This is a genomic window from Prevotella sp. E13-27 (genome assembly GCF_023217965.1).
In the GTDB taxonomy this organism is placed as follows: domain Bacteria; phylum Bacteroidota; class Bacteroidia; order Bacteroidales; family Bacteroidaceae; genus Prevotella.
The window spans coordinates 782,131-799,806 of the sequence record NZ_JALPSC010000001.1; the positions used below are offsets into that span (position 1 = coordinate 782,131).

Here is a 17,676-nt window from a genome sequence, read left to right on the forward strand (position 1 = left end):
ATGAAGAATAATCGTATTTGAACGTGGAAATGGCTTTAAGCCCTTCCTCTATTTTTGCGTATCGGGCAGATAATAGCCCAGGTGGGGCGGCTGGTTGTAGGCCGTGTTCTGCCAGCAGATAGAGAGACGGTAGATGTTGTCGTGCATCAGTGTGGGCACGGCATAGGGCGTGGGGATCTTGGTGGTGAATATGTTCAGATGGGCAGCATCACTGGCGTCCCAAAGGATAATTTCTTCACGCCAGTCGCCAAAGAGGTCGGCTCTGTGCAGACCGTCACCGCACTGGAATACCTGCCACGCGCTGAACAAGGAGCGCCTGGCTCAGTGAAGGACTTCAAAATTTACCTGTATTAATCTTTTTAAAGACAACGGATTAAACGGATTTTACGGATTTTCTAAGTTACTGATTATCAGTAGGGCTTAAATCCGTAAAATCCGCGAAATCCGTTGTTTTTAATTAAATCTTGTGTTTTGATACTCCCTTATTCAAGATACATCAGTATCATATTGGCAAAAGACTCAAGAGAGATGACTTATATATTTTAACCCCATTTTTCTTGGCTGTTCGGAATGTTTTATATAAATTTGCAGCGGAAATGGCAAGAAATCTATATATCATCAGTGGTTGCAATGGGGCTGGGAAAACAACGGCTTCATATACTGTTTTGCCAGAAATATTAGATTGCAAGGAGTTTGTCAATGCAGATGAGATAGCACGTGGATTGTCTCCATTTAACCCAGAGAGCGTGGCTATTGAGGCAGGTCGTTTGATGCTGAGCCGTATTGAGGAACTATTAAGACGGAACAATTCATTCTCCATAGAAACCACACTCGCCACAAAGTCGTATATCAATCTGGTGCACAAGGCACATGCTCAAGGTTATACCGTCCGACTTTTGTTTTTCTGGTTGAACTCTCCAGAACTGGCACTGCAACGTATTGCGGAACGTGTGGCAAAAGGTGGTCATAACATCCCGGAACCCATAGCAAGAAGACGATACGTTGCAGGTATCAATAATCTTTTCAAGTTGTTTATGAGTGAAGTTGATTCATGGGAAATATATGACAACAGTATTTTCCCATCAGTACATATTGCTGCAGGTGGCAAGGACTGCGAGACTTCAATTTACGTGGAAACTACATATAAAACAATAGCTAATTATGTCAAATAAGGAATTTTCAGAGAAACTGAAGGCTGGCATAGAGTTGGCTGGAAGGCGAATGCTGGAAGAAAAAGCACTTCGTGGCGAAGATCTTATTGTATCTCCTGACGGAAAGACCATTGAACGCATTCCCGCAAGAAAGTATTTGCTTCAATGAATAGAAAAGAGGACGTGTCATTATTAACCACAACGGATTTCACTCTAAGTTTGCAGCGTCTAAGAAAAATATTGTATAAATCTTGCTTAGTAAGGTCAGGTTCCCTACCTTTGTTGTAAGAAGGAGGAACCGGCCTGCTGGAGAGGGAAACTCTGGATTTCACAGGGACAAGCCCATGATCTGTATCAGTCCTCCCAGCCACGTTGCAAGCTCTGATAGAATGATAACGGCTTCGAGCCTATTTAGAGTGTAGAGTCAATGCAACTATGCCGATTCCTATAAAACGATACAAAGGTATGAAAAAAATCTTTATCGGCATCGATTTCTCCAAAGAAAAGTTTGATGCAACGGTCATAAAGGCCGAGGGAGTCGAGGAACGTGCAGAGAGACAGCACGAGGTGTTTGACAATAAGGTGAGTGGTTTCCGTCGCCTGCTTAGATGGGTGAAGTCCGTTGTGGACGAGCAGGACACTGGACTCTGGCTGTTCTGCGGAGAGAACACTGGCGGTTACAGCAGGGCACTATGCAACTATCTCTACGGAAGTGGTTATGACATGTGGTTGGAAAATGCCCTGAGCATCAAGCGCAGCTCTGCCCTGCAGCGTACGAAAAGCGACAAGGCCGATGCAGGCATTATTGCAGAGTATGCCATGCGCAACTACGACCAGATGCGCCTGTACAAGCCTCTGGACAAGAATCTGGAGCGTCTTCGTGAAGTATTTCTCTATAGGCATAATCTGGTCAAACTAAAGGCGAGCATGACAGTGCGCAAGGGTGAGAAGAAACAGACACAGGAGAAGTCCGACATTAGCCGTTTCATGGCTATGAGCAGCAAACATCTCATCAGTGAGTTTAACAAGAAAATAGCAGAATGCGATATGAGAATAGAAAAGATTATAAGTGAGGATGAGGAGCTGCGCAGGAACTTCGAGATCATCACTTCTGTTCCTGGAGTAGGCACACAGAACGCCGTTTGCCTGATGGTCTATACAGACAACTTCAGCCGCTTTGACTTCGATTCTCGAAAGATAGCCTGCTACTACGGAGTAGCACCCTTTGGCCGACAGTCTGGCACAAGTGTAAACACGCCGCCACATGTAAGCCCATTTGCAAACAAGCTCATCAAGGCACTGCTCACACAGGCTGCATTGGCATCCATCCACTTTTGTCCTCAGATGGCCATATACTACCATAGGCTTGTCGAAGTTGGCAAGAAGAAGCCTGTTGCCGTGAATAACGTAAAGAACAAACTATTACATGTCATTACGGCTATGGTAAGGAATGGAGAAAAATACAACCCAGATTATGACTATCATGCAGCGCTTGAGGCTGCATGAAGTCGGGAGTGTTAAAAATATAGTTAAAACAGAAAAAATATTAGGAATTTAACATAGAATGCGGATTAAACGGATTTTCTAAGTTACTGATTATCAGTAGGGCTTAAATCCGTAAAATCCGCGAAATCCGTTGTTTTTAATTAAATCTTGTGTTTTGACACCCTCTTAATTATTCAAGATACATCAGTATCATATTGACAATCTGGTCCTCGGTCTTGCCCTTCATGCTGATGACAAGGTCGTAGTTGTGGGCGTCATAGCGGGAGGTGTCCGTAAATTTTTGGATGTAGCGTTAAAAATCTCTAATAATCGTATGCCTTTTTGCGACTTTCCGAAATACGTGCTAACTTAGCAATCAATTATCTTAAAGGAGTGTTCTATTTATTAATAAATTCTCTATGAATTATCTTTGCACCCGCTTCGTCCTCCGTCGCCATAAGCTCTCTTCGCCCTTCGGCCTTGAAAGTAAATCTGTTCGAAAATAGTCTAAAAGCAATGTAAAGCTAATTGATAGAACCCACCTTAACAAACTTCCATGGTTTTATGAAACAAATACTGATGAAAACAAGTCTGACTTGCCTCCTGACGATGGGGGCCTTCTTGTGTGCCCCATTTGCCTGTGCACAGAATCCTTCAGGAACTGCCGATGTTCCTCATGCTTCCATGTATCTTCATGCGTGGAACAGACAGGCTGTGAAAGTTCCTTTCGCTGCTGCCGACCCTGGTACGCCCACCCTTATCCACTGGGGCATGGACACGGCTTGGGACGACGAGGGCAACGTGCTGCGCGGCATCAACTTCATCGGGCGCGACCGTCTGACGTATGGACGTATCTCGTTTCAGGTGATGGATGCGGTCAACGACGACGGCTCGCTGTCCGACCGGCAGAAGAAATTCCTGAACGCACGCCTGCGCCATATCTCGCTCACTCATCCCGATGGGCTTCTTCTCAATTCCGACCCTGTTGACATCAATACCGATGTTTATACCCATCACCCCGAGGCTTGGTTCAAGGTCATCAAGGCAACACTGAAATATGTGCAGGACTATGGTCTGAAAGTGGTCTCCATCGCTCCCTTCAACGAGCCGGACGTGACAGCCAGCAACCAGGGAACAAAAGCCGACTTCAAGGCTGTGGCCAAACTGCTGAAGGAAGACCCGTTCTTTGAGGGGATCCGCATCTGCGCCGGCAATACCTGTAACAACGACGGGGCGACGGAGTGGTATGACTACATGAAACCTTACGTGGACGAAGGAAATACGCACCAGTTGGCGGGCGACTTCAACCATTACGCCGACTTCTACACACACGTAAAGGCCGATGGCAACGTGGCGACCAACGATGAGCTGCACAATGTGATGGAGGGTATCGTCGGTGCCAACTATGGGATGGAGAACGGTATCTGGTGGGGAACCGTAGGCCCGAGCCGTGGCGATTTCTGCCTGGCCACGAGCGAGGGTGGTGCGCGTCTGGGCTATGGCGAGAACCGCGCAGCCTGGTCGGGTGCGGCGGTCTACCGTCTGCCAGACGGCAGAATAAAGGCTTTTGCCGGTGCCAGCGAGCGTCAGGCCTCTCCCTGTAGTTATGAATATGTGTGCAGAGACAAACCTGTCTATTTTGACGGTTACGGCCCCGCATATTCTTTTGCCATTTCGTTGCCGGGTGGCTATCGGTATGGCGATGCGTTCCAGAAGAGCGCTGAGCGGAGTGTTCAGGTCTGCGAGGGTGCCGACGTGCCGCTGTGTCCGCTGACCAACGGCAACTACATCATCGTCAACAAGAAGAGTCAGAAGTTGCTGACAATACAAAGCGGATCAACGAACAACTCGGCCGCCGTCGTACTGTATGACAACAGGCGCTATGCCTATCAGCAGTGGACGCTGGAGCACCTGTCGGACAATGCGGGCGACCTTACGGGCTACTATGTCCACAGCGTCCGGAATGCCGAAATGAACATGGAGACGGGAGGCTTCCAGGTCAATGTGGGCGGCACGGTCAGCGTCTATCCTGTGACGAAAGCAGAGAACCAGCGCTGGACGTTCGAATATGCAGGGGACGGGTACTATAGAATCCGGAACTACCAGTCGGGCTTGTATCTCGAAGCAACCGGCGGACGCACGGCGAACAATGTTGCCGTGACGCTATGCGCCGACGCTACGGAGGATCATCAGTTGTGGAAATTCCTGCCCGTTGACGCCCCCTGCGAGACGAATGCCCCGCAGACACCCGTCAACCTCGTCGCCACACCGCGCAGCCATTCTGTGCTTCTTTCCTGGGATGCCAATGTCCAGGACAAGGATTTCAACGGGTATGTCGTGCTTCGCGGCGAGATGGACGAGAGGGGGGAAATCGCGTATGACGTCATAGGAAGGGGCATTCAGACCAACCGTTTCCTGGACAACACGGCGCGTCCCCGTCATACTTATTATTATGCTGTGCAAAGCGTTGACTATTCGCAGAACCGTTCTGCACGGTCTGTTCCCGTCAGCGCTTCCCTTGCCGACGAGAAAGGACTGGTAGCGCGCTACGAATTTGAGTCATCGGCATGTGACATGACCGAGAACCAGCTGCACGGCGTGGTCTGCGACCCGTCGAGCCTGGCCACCCAGACCACGGAGTATCGTTCCGGCAAGAATGCGCTGCTGCTGGATGGGGTGTCGAACTATCTGTGCCTGCCCGTCGCGGCCTGCAGCCTTCCTGATGCTACGTATGCGGTATGGGTGTGCGCTGCTTCCGGTGCGTTCGCCAAGAACAGCTGTCTGTTTGACTTCGTCTCGGATGCCGACCACTATGCCAGTCTGTCCTTGAATGCTGGAGGAAGCATCGTGTTCCAGATGAAGAACGGCGAGACGGAGCAAACGTTGCAGGCCGGCAGCATGGCCGAAGGATGGCACCACGTGGTGCTGACCATCGGCGAAGAAAGTGTGGCCATCTACGTGGACGGCGTGGAAGCGGCCAGCGCTCCTGTGGCGGTGCGTCTGTCGGATGTCTGTCCTGTGGTCAACAGCGTAGGTGCCAACCTACTGGAAGACGTGCCACTGATGGATGGTTTCATCGACGACCTGCGGATCTACAACTATGCGCTGTCTACCGATGAAATCAACGACATCATCGGCCAGACCATCGCTCAGCCGCGACAGACCGACGGATGGAACCTTCCGGTCTTGCCCAGCAAGGATGTGACAAAAATCAATTCGTCTGAGTCGATTCTCCTATACAATGTCGACGCCGACGCTTTTGTCACTTATGGAATGGACTGGAACACGCAATCGCTGGCTCAGCGTCTGCCCAAAGGCGACACGACTTTCAGTTCGAAATACCGCGTCAAGGTACAGCGACAGGCGGGCAACAAGTTATATGTCTCCATGTACGATAAGCCGAATGTCTATGTGGGTTGCCTGGCCGATGCCTGCAATGTCTGGAGTGACCGTTCGATGGCCGATGGCGCATTCGTCTATCAACCTCTGAACTCTCCCTCGGGCACCGTTTATACGCTCAAGTCCGAGAGCCAGAAGGCGTGTCTCGACCTTGCCTACGCCTACGGCGGACCGCTGACGACGAGCCATGGACGTGGCTATGTCCACTGGGCCTTCATTCCCACGCGTGACATCACCAATGGGAATTATGCCAAATACAAAGAACGGAAACAGCTGTTCAAGCTGCAGCAAGCCATTCTTGAATCAGGAAAGGAGACGGATCATGCATCGGAGCTACAGCAAGCGTATTCGGTCTATAGTGACGCAAGCGCATCAGTGACGGAATTGCGCGCGGCTACGCGACAACTGCTGCTGGCCACTGCCGGCGACCTCACCGTGCCTGTCGACGCGACTTCTTTGTTTACGAATGCCGACATGCTGGGCAATGCGACGACGGCTGACTGGACGGACGTCCCAACCACCCTCGGCGACGGTGACATCGAAGTGCTGCACCAGACTTTCAAACTCCAGCAGACTCAGACCGACCTTCCCAATGGCGTCTATGAGGCTGTGTTCCACGCATTCTACCGAAACGACGGCTCAGGGTGGCAGCCTGTTGCCACGGCTGCGGCGGGAAATACCGTCAATGGGAATCTGAACGCCTTGCAGGATATTAAGAAGAATGAAGTCTTGCTGAACACCGAAGAGACGATGGCCGGTGCTGCACAGACGCTGACAAGCGACCAGGCGCAGACGACACTCAGCGACATCATCGTCACTGACCATCAGATGACCTTGTCTGCCAACGTCACCAACAGCAGCCAGTGGCTGAACTTCCAAGGCTTCTCCCTCACTTACAAGAATCCATTTGTCACGGTGCAAGTGCCTGCATCCGGCTATACGACCTTCTATTACAGCAACCAGAGCTTCCTGCTTCCCGAAGGCATGCAGGCTTACACCTTAAAAGAGAATAACGGCACGATCGTCGTCAGCCGGGAGTTCAATGAAGCCGGATCGGTTCTCCCTGCCGGCCAGGGGGTGCTCCTGAAAGCCGAACCTGGTACATACGTCATGGTCCCCACGACGCGGAAGAAGGCGGTCGACGTGTTCAATCAGTTGCGAGGTTCCGACGAGGATCAGCTGACGTACGGAGGCAACTTCTACTACGTGCTATACGAGGACGTGCAGGAAACAGGATGGAAATGGAACGCGGCAGACGGTGCCACTTTTGTCAATCCCGCGCACCATGCTTACTTCGTCTCTAAAAGCCAGACGACGCCTCAGGACTTCTACCCTCTCGAACAACTGATGTCCGTGCCTGAAGTCGCCCTTGAGAGGGGTGCTGAAGAAGGACCTTTGTATAATCTTGCCGGACAACGCGTCGATAAATCCTATCGTTCCATCGTCGTCAAGAAAGGCAGCAAACTGCTTGTCAAATGACGGCGCAGAGCGCATCGGCTAAAGAGATTCACGTATTTTTTCACCACGGATTTCACGAATGACACGGATTCTTCATAATGCGCTGGATGCGCTGTTCGATGGGTACTGTATGATGGATTGGTTGTTAAAAGATAAGCATGGAAAGAAGATATGCCACGATGGTGGACGTGGTGACACATATCAGTCCTGGCATCATGAACGAGTGGTTAAGCAGGTATTTTCCAATGACGGTAGTACCAGAACGGTCGAAGTTCACCGTAGCAATGTCTGAAGGGTAGTTGGGGATGAAGAAGTAACCATAGACCGATGGCAGCACACCCAGGAGCACTGCTCCTTCGATGCCGAGGGAATAGGCCAGGGGCAGCATGGCTACAACAACGGCTCCTTGTGAGTTGATGAGCACGGAGACAAGGAAGAACACGAATGCAATGCTCCATGGGTATTCCTTCACTATCTCTGTCAGCATAGACTGCATCTCGCCCAAATAGTTGGAGAAATAGGTATCAGCAAGCCATGCGATGCCATAGATGGCAACCACAGCCACCATACCCGACTGCCACACAGGACCAGCGACAGCTTTCTTGGGCGATGCCTTACAGAAGATAATCATAAGGGCTGCAGCTGTAATCATCACAATCTGGATGACGATATTCATCTTCAGCGCCTTACCGTCCCATGAAGGGAGTAAGGATGGAACAGCGGCAAACAGCACAATGACGCAGAGGGCTGCCAGGAAAACATAAACGGCGCGCTTCGCCTCGACAGGAATAATCTTGTCCAGGGTGGTGGCACCGCTGCCATAGATATATTCGCGCTGTTCTGGAATCTGCAGGCGAGCCTGGAACACAGGGTCTTTATCGAGGTCCAGTCCACGCTTGTAAGACGCTGTTGCAGCAGCCATCAGTCCGCACAGACTGGCCGGGATGCTGACCATCAGCACCTGTGGGATGGTGATATCGAAACCGTTGGCATTAGAGATGCTAACGAATGCCACCACAGCAGCAGCTATAGGCGAACAGGTGATGCCCACCTGCGAGGCGATGCTTGCCACACCACACGGACGTTCAGGACGGATGCCTTTCTTCAGAGCAATATCGCAGATAATAGGCATCAAGGTGTAAACCACATGACCTGTTCCCACCAATACGGTGAGGAAGAATGTGCACAAAGGTGCCAGGAAAGTGATGCGGTCTGGGTGCTTGCGCAGCAGTTTCTCTGCAATCTGGATCAGCCAGTCCATACCTCCGGATGCCTGCATGATGCCTGCACAGGTAACAGCAGCAATGATGATATAGATGACATCCGTAGGAGGATTGCCAGGTTTCAATCCAAAGCCTAATACGAGCAGGGCCAGTCCTATACCAGAGATGGCTCCCAGGGCAAGCGATCCGTATCGAGATCCTACCCATAATGCTCCTAACACAATGAGGAGCTGAAGAATCATAATTATCATGAGCGGTAGTTTTAGGTTTGTTATTGTGCAAAAGTAGGCATTTTTCTCGCAAACAACAAAAAAATATTGAGAATATTTCAAAGAATCATTGTTTTATTGCCAACTTCTTTAATATCTTTAACTACATATCTTGCTAAAGTAGAGTAAGATATGGATGTTTTTTTGTACTTTTGCAGCCAAATTATCAATAAATACGTATTTAGAAGCAAATGGAACAGAAAAATTACAAGCGTTACACCGTCACTTCAGCGCTCCCATACGCTAATGGCGGCGTACATATCGGTCACCTCGCTGGTGTCTATGTGCCAGCCGACATCTATGTGCGCTACCTTCGTCTGAAGAAGCGCGACGTGATGTTTATCGGTGGCAGCGATGAGCACGGTGTGCCCATCACCGTTCGTGCTCGCAAGGAGGGCATCACCCCACAGGATGTTGTTGACCGCTACCACAAGATGATCAAAGACTCGTTTGAGGAGTTCGGCATCTCGTTTGATGTATATAGCCGCACCACAAGTGCGACCCACCATCAGTTCGCTGCAGAGTGGTTCAAGAAGCTCTATGACGAGGGCAAGCTGGTGGAGAAGACCACCGCTCAGCTCTATGACGAGGAGGCAAAGCAGTTCTTGGCTGACCGTTATGTTGTTGGCGAGTGTCCTTACTGCCACAACGAGGGAGCTTATGGTGACCAGTGTGAGAAGTGCGGACGTGACCTGAGTCCTACTGAGCTCATCAATCCTAAGTCAACCATCAGTGGCTCTACCCCTGTGCTGAAGGAGACAAAGAACTGGTATCTGCCTCTGAACGAGTATCAGGACTGGTTGAAGCAGTGGATTCTGGAGGGTCACAAGGAGTGGCGCTCAAACGTATATGGACAGTGTAAGAGTTGGCTGGATATGGACCTGCAGCCACGTGCTATGACTCGCGACCTGGATTGGGGTATCCCTGTGCCTGTAGAAGGTGCTGACGGAAAGGTGCTTTATGTTTGGTTTGACGCCCCTATCGGCTATGTATCAAACACCAAGGAACTTTGCGAGAAGGAGCCCGAGAAGTGGGGCAACTGGGAGAAGTGGTGGCAGGATGAGGATACTCGTCTGATTCACTTCATCGGTAAGGATAATATCGTGTTCCACTGTATCATCTTCCCTGTGATGATGAAGGCTCACGGCAAGTATATCATGCCTGATAACGTACCAGCCAACGAGTTCCTGAACCTTGAGAACGATAAGATTTCAACCTCTCGCAACTGGGCTGTATGGCTCCACGAGTATCTGGTAGATATGCCTGGCAAGCAGGATGTATTGCGCTATGTACTGACAGCCAATGCACCTGAGACAAAGGATAATAACTTTACTTGGAAGGACTTCCAGGATCGCAATAACAACGAGCTTGTAGCTGTTTACGGTAACTTCGTAAACCGTGCTCTCCAGCTCACTAAGAAGTACTGGAATGGTGTGGTTCCTGCTTGTGGCGAGTTGCAGGATGTTGATAAGCAGGCCCTTGAGGAGTTCAAGGATGTAAAGGCTAAGGTTGAGGCTCTGCTGGAGCAGTTCAAGTTCCGCGATGCTCAGTTCGAGGCTATGAACCTGGCTCGTATTGGTAACCGTTATATCACAGAGTGCGAGCCTTGGAAGGTTTGGAAGACTGATCCAAAGCGTTGCGAGACTATACTGAACATTTGCTTGCAGCTTACAGCTAACCTCGCTATCGCCTTCGAGCCATTCCTGCCATTCAGCAGTAAGAAGCTTCGCGAGATGCTTAACATCAGCAACTTCGAGTGGGAGCAGCTGGGTTCTACCAACCTCCTGGAGGCTGGTCATCAACTGGGCGAGCCTGCACTGCTGTTCGAGAAGATTGAGGATGAGGTCATCCAGAAGCAGCTCGACAAGCTCGAGGCTACAAAGAAGGCTAATCAGGCTGCCGCTTACAAGGCTGCACCTATCAAGGATACCGTTTCGTTCGAGGACTTCGAGAAGCTCGACATCCGTGTAGGATTAGTAAAGGATTGTCAGAAGGTAAAGAAGAGTAAGAAACTCCTGCAGTTCACCATCGACGATGGTTCTGGCGTGGATCGTACCATCTGCTCTGGTATCGCTGCCTTCTACGAGAATCCTGAGGAACTGATTGGCAAGCGTATCCTTTTCGTGGCTAACTTTGCACCTCGCACCATGATGGGCATCGAGAGTCAGGGCATGATTCTCAGCGCTGTCGATGCAGATGAGAGCCTCAGCGTAGTTACAACCACCAAGGATGTGAAGCCTGGCAGTCAGGTAGGCTAAACAACAACAGAGAATTGAGAGGCTGGCGCTATCTACCCTATCTATTTCCGCTCTTAGCAGCAACACTGCTGATTGTCTTCGAGAGTAACTTTCTCTTTCAGGCACAGGAGCGGAACCTGTTTCTCCATACGCCGCTCTTCTTTGAGCAGCAAATGGTGAAGCCGGGCGGGCTACTGACATGGGCCGGCACATATCTCACACAATATTTCTATTACCCAGCACTCGGAGCAGGACTACTGTGCCTGCTCTGGGTGCTTTTTATGTGGCTCACGCAGCACGTGTTCCGACTGCCAAAGACATGGATGGCGATGACGCTCGTGCCAGTGGCATGTCTGCTTACAGCCATAACGAGTCTTGGCTACTGGGTTTACTACCTAAAGCTGCCTGGACACATGTTTGACGCCACGCTCGGAGCACTCGTGGCAGTCAGTCTGACAGAACTGTATAAACGCTCGACGCGTTTAGGCTATTCGTCAACAGCGTTCTTACTAATCGCTACTGCCGTTGCCTATCCCCTCTTCGGATTCTATGGTCTGCTGGCAATGCTGCTCATGTCCATCATGGCGTGGCGCACAAGCCGTCATCCTGCCATAGACAGCACCATAGCTGTTGCAGGCATCACAATCATGCCCATAGCATGCTACCATCTTGTCTATCACGAGACAAACATTGTCAATATCTATTGGGCTGCCCTGCCTGTGTTCAGCAACACCACAGAGAGATGCTTTGCCTATTACACGCCATACATCATTCTCGTGGCGAGCCTCATCATCATGGCACTCTTCTATTGCAAGGAACGAGACGAGAAGCCACTAAAGAGACAATGGCTATGGCTGCAAGCTACTCTTCTTACAATTACAACAGCATGCGTAATAGTGTTCTGGCAGAAAGACGATAACTTCCACCGTGAGCTGTCGATGATGAGAAGCCTGGAGAACCACGACTGGCAACAAATGCTCAAGACAGCCAAATCAGCGAAGGACGAGCCCACACGCGCCATGTGCATGATGCAGAACCTGGCCCTTTTCCGACTGGGACGACAAGGCGACGAGATGTACACCTATCCCGTTGGGGCGAAACATCCCAACGCTCCCTTCCAGTCACGTATCATACACACCGTAGGGCGCACACTCTACCTGCACTATGGACTGACAAATTACTGCTATCGCTGGTGCATGGAAGACGGAGTGGAGTACGGATGGACAGTAGAGAAGCTGAAACTCATGACGCTCTGCGCGCTTGTGAACAACGAGCTGGCTGTGGCTCAGAAATATCTTCACCTGATTAGGAAGACAACATTCCACAAAGGCTGGGCCAAGCGCTACAGTCAGTATCTGCGCAACCCAAGCATGATGATGAACGCCCCAGAGTTCCGTGCCATCATTAGCCTGCGAGATAACGACAACTATATCACCAACGACATGTCTCTGATGGAGATGTTCCTCCTTGAGCATTTCTCCACCACCATGAGCGGAAACCCACTCATACAGGAACAGTCCATGCTGGCTGCCATGCAGACAAAGAACGCTCAGCTGTTCCTAACACAGTTCTTCGGCTATGCTCGCCAAAGGCAGGGACAGCACATGCCGCGCCACTATCAGGAGGCAGCCTGTCTGTTCGGCAATCTCGAAGGCATGGACACAAGCAACATGCCCTTCGACCCATCGGTAAGAAGGAACTATGAAGAGATGGCGGTGGCAATGAACACGCTCCACCAAAAGGGAATGGACATTGACCAGATGCGCCCACACATACCAGCACATCTACGCTCGACCTACTTCTTCGACTATTATTTCAACAGCTACGACTTCCTAGAGAATTAGCTTTTATCTGATTTAGGTTTTGACATCTTTGGTCATTTAAAGAAAAATTATTTACTTTGCACCAATAATAATACTAAAGCAACATGGCAGAGACACTAAAAGAGAAAACGGCCAAAGGCCTCTTCTGGGGCGGACTGAGCAATGTCATTCAGCAGCTGCTCTCCTTGGTTATTGGTGTTTTCCTGGCACGCATGCTCACTCAGGACGACTATGGCATGGTGGGAATGCTTGCAATCTTCTCAGCCATAGCAGCTGCCTTGCATGAAGGTGGCTTCGTCTCAGCATTATGCAGAAAGAAAGAAGTAACCCATGAAGACTACAATGCCGTGTTTTGGGTGTCTGTCATGGTGAGTCTGTCGCTCTATATTATTCTTTTTCTATGCGCACCGCTCATTGCCGATTTCTATGGTGTTCCAGAGTTAACACCACTGGCAAGATTTATCTTTATTGGCTTCTTCTTGTCTAGCTTGGGAGTAGCCCCAAGAGCTATCACCTTCCGCAAGATGATGGTGCGTGAAAACACCATCGTCTATATCACCGCTCAGATACTATCGGGCATAGTCGGTATCAGTATGGCTGCCAATGGATTTGCATATTGGGGTATAGCAACACAGACACTGGTATATGTTTCTGTCATTGCGTTCCTGAACTTCTATTTCGCCAAGTGGCATCCCACCCTTTCCTTTAACTTTGCTCCAATTAAGGAACTGATAGGTTTCAGCAGTAAGCTAGTGCTGACGAATATTGTGAACATTGTTAATAACAACCTGTTTGCGGTGGTCTTGGGTAAGCTTTATACGCCACATGTGGTGGGAAATTTCACCCAGGCTAACAAGTGGAACACCATGGGTTACTCCCTTGGCAGCAACATGATTGTAGGCATAGCACAGCCAGTCTTTGCCAAGACCAATGATGACCCTGCAAGGCAGAATCAAATATTCAGAAAGGTACTGCGCTTCACGGCCTTTGTCAGTTTCCCTTTCATGTTTGGGCTGTCAATGGTTTCTGAGGAGTTTATTGTTATTCTGCTTACAGAGAAGTGGGCAGAAAGTGCGAAACTCCTGCAGATACTCTGTATTGCAGGCGCATTTATCCCATTTTCTACACTTTTCTCCAATCTGCTGATCAGCAAAGGAAAGTCCACGACCTATCTATTGTGCACCTTTACCCTATGTGTGGTCCAGTTTATTGCAGCATGGTTATCATCGGCCTATGGCATCATCTTCATGGTATGGGTTTATACAGGCATAACCATCAGCTGGCTGGCCGTCTGGTTCCTTTTCGCAAAGAAGGAGATAGGGCTGAAAGCAATCCATGTTATCAAGGACATTTCCCCTTACCTGGTTTTAGCAGGATTTATCGCCGTTGCTGTCTATGAGTGGTTGGCAGTGATTCCAAACATCTATCTACGCTTCTTCCTAAAACTATTAGTAGCCGGAAGCACCTATTGCGCGGCACTCTGGCTACTAAAGTCAGCTATCTTCAAAGAGTCGATAGCCTTTATCGTAAAGCGTGAACTATAACTATAGCATGTTCAGGAACTGTTCGGCACACCACAGCTGCCACTTCTGGTTGCCTGTCAGCTTATCCATCGGAATGTCTTTGCGGAACTCTGGACGTTTCGGACCCTCCCATTCCTTGAATACAGTATCAACAGGACGTGGCATAGGAATCTTGAAAGGTATCTCAAGTTCTGGATATTTAATGGCATAAAGACCACGAACGAGATATTTAGGTTCACCTTTGCGCACGCGCTGCATGTCCAGAGGGTCAGCCATGACGAGTTTTGCGTATGGGTCATAATATGGCAACCATGCTGCACCAAAAGCGTTCATATAGGAGCCGCTGCTCTCAATAGAAAACACCTCGTCCATGAAACGCATGAAGTCTATGCTGTCAGCACCTGTGCGATACTTCTCATACAGCTCACTCTGGTCAATAGGATTGGTGAGAACGAGTTTTGGGTCAAGGAAAGTGTAGCGATTGGCAAAGCCGTCAAAGGTCCATTCAGGACTAATCAGCTTGTCCATACCACCAAAGATAAGGTCAGCACTCTCACCGACTATCATCAGTTGCACTCCGTCTTTCTTTGCCATCTCAGCAGCCTTGTATATCTGTGGTTCAATGCTATGCACAGGGGCAAACTTATGGCGCATCACTATGGGAGTATATTTCTCATAGTCTGCCATAGTGATGTCAATAAGATGATGATTCAGCTGAAATTTCTTGCAATAGACCTTTGCACGCTCTACATCGGCATCGAAGACACCTGAAACAGAATTGAAAGTATAGGCATGGCTGCCTGGCTTCAGATATGCTGCAAGGTTTGCACTATCCATGCCACCTGATAGTAAGATTCCTATACTGTCATACTTTGCATAGAGCTCATCAAACTGCTTTTGAATTTCCCTGTCGATATCATTAGATGTCTTCACGGGAATGCGGTTTTCGTCATCTACAGGACGGAAATTCTTGTGCTGGAAGCCTTCAGCAAAATCAACGCCGTCTTTCCATATATAACGGAAGGCGATATACGAGCTGAGGCAAAAGTCTTTGTTTACCATATCTGAAAACTTTATTTTTTATCGTAATTATTTAAGAATCTTTCCAGGCAATAAAGTAGCCATTTCTGGTTGCCACTATATTTAGTCATATCGATATCATCACGGAACTCTTCACGCTTTGGGCCCTCCCAGTTGGCAAAATATTCATCAACAGGTCGCGGCATCGGCTGTTTTAAAGGGACTGTCGTCTCAGGATACTTCATTCGGAAAAGATCACGTATCAATGTCATTATCCTCATGGCTATCAGACTCGACTCCATTCACCCAGCCACGTGTAGCCTTAAGCGCCTCTGTTATCTTTGTGGAAGATATGCCTTTTGTATAAGGGAAATAAACGATTCTGATTCCCTCTTTTGCAAATTCTTGCTCATACTTCTTCCATTTCTCTGTGCCATACCAGTCATCGCCAACAAAAAGGACCGTAGCTCCAAGTTTCTTGCAAGCCGCAAGCTTATCCATATCATACTGAGGTACGACAGCATCGACATATTTGATACTCCTTACTATCTCGGCACGGTCAGAGAAAGGAATCATGGCATGCTTGCCCTTGTATAGAACCAACTCATCTACAGTGACACCCACAATCAGTTTGTCACACATGCCTTTGGCATTCTTCAAAAGATTCAAATGACCTATGTGGAAAAGGTCATAAACTCCTGTTGTGTATCCTATTACCATAAATCTATTGTAATTATCATAGAAAGCGGCGCAAAGATAAGCTTTTTCCACATTTTTTCAAAAGAAAAAAGAAAAAAAGTAGCATTTTAAAAGTCTTTTGCCAATTTCTTTTTACCTTTGCATAAATTCACTAACTAAAAGCAAATGCAACAACGTGGATAGTAGAACCTTTCTTAAGTTAGCACGCAATTCCAAACTCTATAAAAAGTGCATGAAGCCTTTCATGTGTCTCTTCAGGCTCCTGCCGCTGTCGGAGAAGAAGATCATTGTCAACAACTACAACGGAAAAGGCTATGGTGACAATGCGAAGTATATTGTCGATGAAATCAGAAGACAACAGTTGCATTACGACCTGGTATGGATTGTGGAAGATGGCAAAAGCATTGAACTCCCTGATGGAATCAGAAAGGTGAGAATGTGGTCATTGCGCTGCATCTATGAATTGTCAACAGCAAAGGTAATTATTAGCAATGTAAAGAACTATCTGCCGTTTTTGAAGCGTTCTTCGCAATACTACATACAGACATGGCACGGTCCGGTGCCATTCAAATATATAGAACAAGATGCTGTTGATTTGTTGTCGCCCAGATATATCAAGGAATCGCAGCAAAACTCAAGCATCACCGATGTCATGCTCTCCTGTAATGCCATCAGTTCCTATCTTTTCAAGAACTCGTTCTGGTATGATGGTGAAGTCTATGAATGTGGTGCACCGCGTTCCGACATTTTTTTCAGCAGTCAGTCGGTGAAAGACCAGCTGAGAAGGCAGATGGGTGTGACCGAAGGGCAAAAGGTGGTGCTCTATTGTCCTACTTTCCGTGATAATGGAAGCATCAGCGCCTATGATATCGACGCGCACAAGATACTGGACACACTGAAACATACCACCAACCAAGACTGGGTGATGATGGTTCGCATGCATCCCAATGACAAGAAGGGAATAGCACGTTTCCATTTTGACAAAAAAGTCCTAAATATGACCGACTATCCCGACATGCAGGAACTCATCTTCGTGGCCGATATGCAGATTAGTGACTATTCATCAACCATCGCCGAGTTTCTCATAATGCAGAAGCCGGTATTCATCTATGCTTCCGACCTTGAGGAGTACAGTAAGAGTTGCCGTGGTCTATCACCAGCCTATTATGAACTGCCGATTCATATAAATAGGACTAACGAAGAGCTGATACAGTCTATTGAGCAATATGATGAAGCTCAGTTCCGTCAGCAGCTGGTTCCCTATCTTCAGCATTACAACAGTTTCGACGACGGCCACGCCTCTGAGCGTGTTGTTGAGCGTATAAAGAGTGTAATAGACGGAACCTTCCGTCGCCAAGATGGTTCCGAGAATCATAAGAAATAATAGCT

General features: G+C 48.7%; 12 protein-coding genes and 1 pseudogene. 8 read left to right on the forward strand and 5 right to left on the reverse strand.

The window, feature by feature from the left end; genetic code table 11:
• Nucleotides 1-48: 48 nt before the first annotated feature.
• Nucleotides 49-261: pseudogene (locus M1L52_RS03195) on the reverse strand (rhamnogalacturonan lyase); the annotation flags it as partial.
• 335 nt (nucleotides 262-596) lie between these two features.
• On the opposite strand from M1L52_RS03195, the gene M1L52_RS03200 reads away from it, so the two are divergent.
• The 4 genes from M1L52_RS03200 (at nucleotide 597) to M1L52_RS03215 (ending at nucleotide 7,514) form a co-directional block, all read left to right on the forward strand.
• Nucleotides 597-1,172 carry a zeta toxin family protein gene (locus M1L52_RS03200; protein ID WP_248613376.1) on the forward strand — a complete coding sequence of 192 codons (576 nt, stop codon included), beginning with the start codon at nucleotides 597-599 and terminating at the stop codon, nucleotides 1,170-1,172.
• On the forward strand, nucleotides 1,162-1,320 hold the full coding sequence (locus M1L52_RS03205; RefSeq protein ID WP_248613377.1) for a hypothetical protein: 159 nt from the start codon (nucleotides 1,162-1,164) through the stop codon (nucleotides 1,318-1,320). The genes M1L52_RS03200 and M1L52_RS03205 overlap by 11 nt, the downstream gene beginning before the upstream one ends.
• Nucleotides 1,321-1,616: 296 nt before the next feature.
• Nucleotides 1,617-2,657, forward strand: a complete 1,041-nt coding sequence (locus M1L52_RS03210; protein ID WP_248613034.1) for an IS110 family transposase — start codon at nucleotides 1,617-1,619, stop codon at nucleotides 2,655-2,657.
• A gap of 543 nt (nucleotides 2,658-3,200) precedes the next feature.
• The gene (locus tag M1L52_RS03215; RefSeq protein WP_248613378.1) at nucleotides 3,201-7,514 is read left to right on the forward strand and encodes an RICIN domain-containing protein; all 4,314 of its coding nucleotides are present in this window, start codon (nucleotides 3,201-3,203) and stop codon (nucleotides 7,512-7,514) included.
• 124 nt (nucleotides 7,515-7,638) lie between these two features.
• Here the strand turns inward: M1L52_RS03215 and M1L52_RS03220 are convergent, their stop codons facing one another.
• On the reverse strand, nucleotides 7,639-8,967 hold the full coding sequence (locus M1L52_RS03220; RefSeq protein ID WP_248613380.1) for an anaerobic C4-dicarboxylate transporter: 1,329 nt from the start codon (nucleotides 8,965-8,967) through the stop codon (nucleotides 7,639-7,641).
• A 209-nt stretch (nucleotides 8,968-9,176) separates the two neighbouring features.
• On the opposite strand from M1L52_RS03220, the gene metG reads away from it, so the two are divergent.
• The 3 genes from metG (at nucleotide 9,177) to M1L52_RS03235 (ending at nucleotide 14,589) form a co-directional block, all read left to right on the forward strand.
• The gene (metG, locus tag M1L52_RS03225) at nucleotides 9,177-11,243 is read left to right on the forward strand and encodes a methionine--tRNA ligase (protein ID WP_248613387.1); all 2,067 of its coding nucleotides are present in this window, start codon (nucleotides 9,177-9,179) and stop codon (nucleotides 11,241-11,243) included.
• A gap of 14 nt (nucleotides 11,244-11,257) precedes the next feature.
• Complete coding sequence (locus M1L52_RS03230) at nucleotides 11,258-13,066, forward strand: DUF6057 family protein (protein ID WP_248613389.1); 1,809 nt, start codon at nucleotides 11,258-11,260, stop codon at nucleotides 13,064-13,066.
• An 83-nt stretch (nucleotides 13,067-13,149) separates the two neighbouring features.
• On the forward strand, nucleotides 13,150-14,589 hold the full coding sequence (locus M1L52_RS03235) for a lipopolysaccharide biosynthesis protein (RefSeq protein ID WP_248613391.1): 1,440 nt from the start codon (nucleotides 13,150-13,152) through the stop codon (nucleotides 14,587-14,589).
• Here M1L52_RS03235 and M1L52_RS03240 read toward each other — a convergent pair whose 3' ends face one another.
• From M1L52_RS03240 to M1L52_RS03250, 3 genes are read right to left on the reverse strand one after another with little or no spacing between them, the layout of a single operon-like run.
• Nucleotides 14,590-15,630: an asparagine synthase C-terminal domain-containing protein gene (locus M1L52_RS03240; protein WP_248613393.1), complete on the reverse strand. Its 1,041-nt coding sequence runs from the start codon at nucleotides 15,628-15,630 to the stop codon at nucleotides 14,590-14,592.
• 11 nt (nucleotides 15,631-15,641) lie between these two features.
• Nucleotides 15,642-15,833 (reverse strand): hypothetical protein, encoded by a 192-nt coding sequence (locus M1L52_RS03245; RefSeq protein WP_248613395.1) that lies wholly within the window; start codon nucleotides 15,831-15,833, stop codon nucleotides 15,642-15,644.
• Nucleotides 15,834-15,843: 10 nt separating this feature from the next.
• Nucleotides 15,844-16,308 (reverse strand): adenylyltransferase/cytidyltransferase family protein, encoded by a 465-nt coding sequence (locus tag M1L52_RS03250; RefSeq protein WP_248613396.1) that lies wholly within the window; start codon nucleotides 16,306-16,308, stop codon nucleotides 15,844-15,846.
• Nucleotides 16,309-16,519: 211 nt separating this feature from the next.
• Here M1L52_RS03250 and M1L52_RS03255 point away from each other — a divergent pair, with 211 nt between their 5' ends.
• A complete protein-coding gene (locus tag M1L52_RS03255) occupies nucleotides 16,520-17,671 on the forward strand; it encodes a CDP-glycerol glycerophosphotransferase family protein (protein WP_248613398.1) in 1,152 nt (383 codons plus the stop codon).
• Nucleotides 17,672-17,676 lie beyond the last annotated feature (5 nt).

Excerpts from the sequence above, each read along its gene's own strand:
- M1L52_RS03210 (WP_248613034.1), top strand. The coding sequence starts at position 1,617 with ATGAAAAAAATCTTTATCGGCATCGATTTCTCCAAAGAAAAGTTTGAT.
- M1L52_RS03215 (WP_248613378.1), top strand. The coding sequence starts at position 3,201 with ATGAAACAAATACTGATGAAAACAAGTCTGACTTGCCTCCTGACGATG.
- M1L52_RS03255 (WP_248613398.1), top strand. The coding sequence starts at position 16,520 with ATGAAGCCTTTCATGTGTCTCTTCAGGCTCCTGCCGCTGTCGGAGAAG.
- M1L52_RS03250 (WP_248613396.1), bottom strand. The coding sequence starts at position 16,308 with ATGGTAATAGGATACACAACAGGAGTTTATGACCTTTTCCACATAGGT.
- M1L52_RS03220 (WP_248613380.1), bottom strand. The coding sequence starts at position 8,967 with ATGATAATTATGATTCTTCAGCTCCTCATTGTGTTAGGAGCATTATGG.
- M1L52_RS03235 (WP_248613391.1), top strand. The coding sequence starts at position 13,150 with ATGGCAGAGACACTAAAAGAGAAAACGGCCAAAGGCCTCTTCTGGGGC.
- M1L52_RS03205 (WP_248613377.1), top strand. The coding sequence starts at position 1,162 with ATGTCAAATAAGGAATTTTCAGAGAAACTGAAGGCTGGCATAGAGTTG.
- metG (WP_248613387.1), top strand. The coding sequence starts at position 9,177 with ATGGAACAGAAAAATTACAAGCGTTACACCGTCACTTCAGCGCTCCCA.
- M1L52_RS03200 (WP_248613376.1), top strand. The coding sequence starts at position 597 with ATGGCAAGAAATCTATATATCATCAGTGGTTGCAATGGGGCTGGGAAA.
- M1L52_RS03240 (WP_248613393.1), bottom strand. The coding sequence starts at position 15,630 with ATGGTAAACAAAGACTTTTGCCTCAGCTCGTATATCGCCTTCCGTTAT.
- M1L52_RS03245 (WP_248613395.1), bottom strand. The coding sequence starts at position 15,833 with ATGAAGTATCCTGAGACGACAGTCCCTTTAAAACAGCCGATGCCGCGA.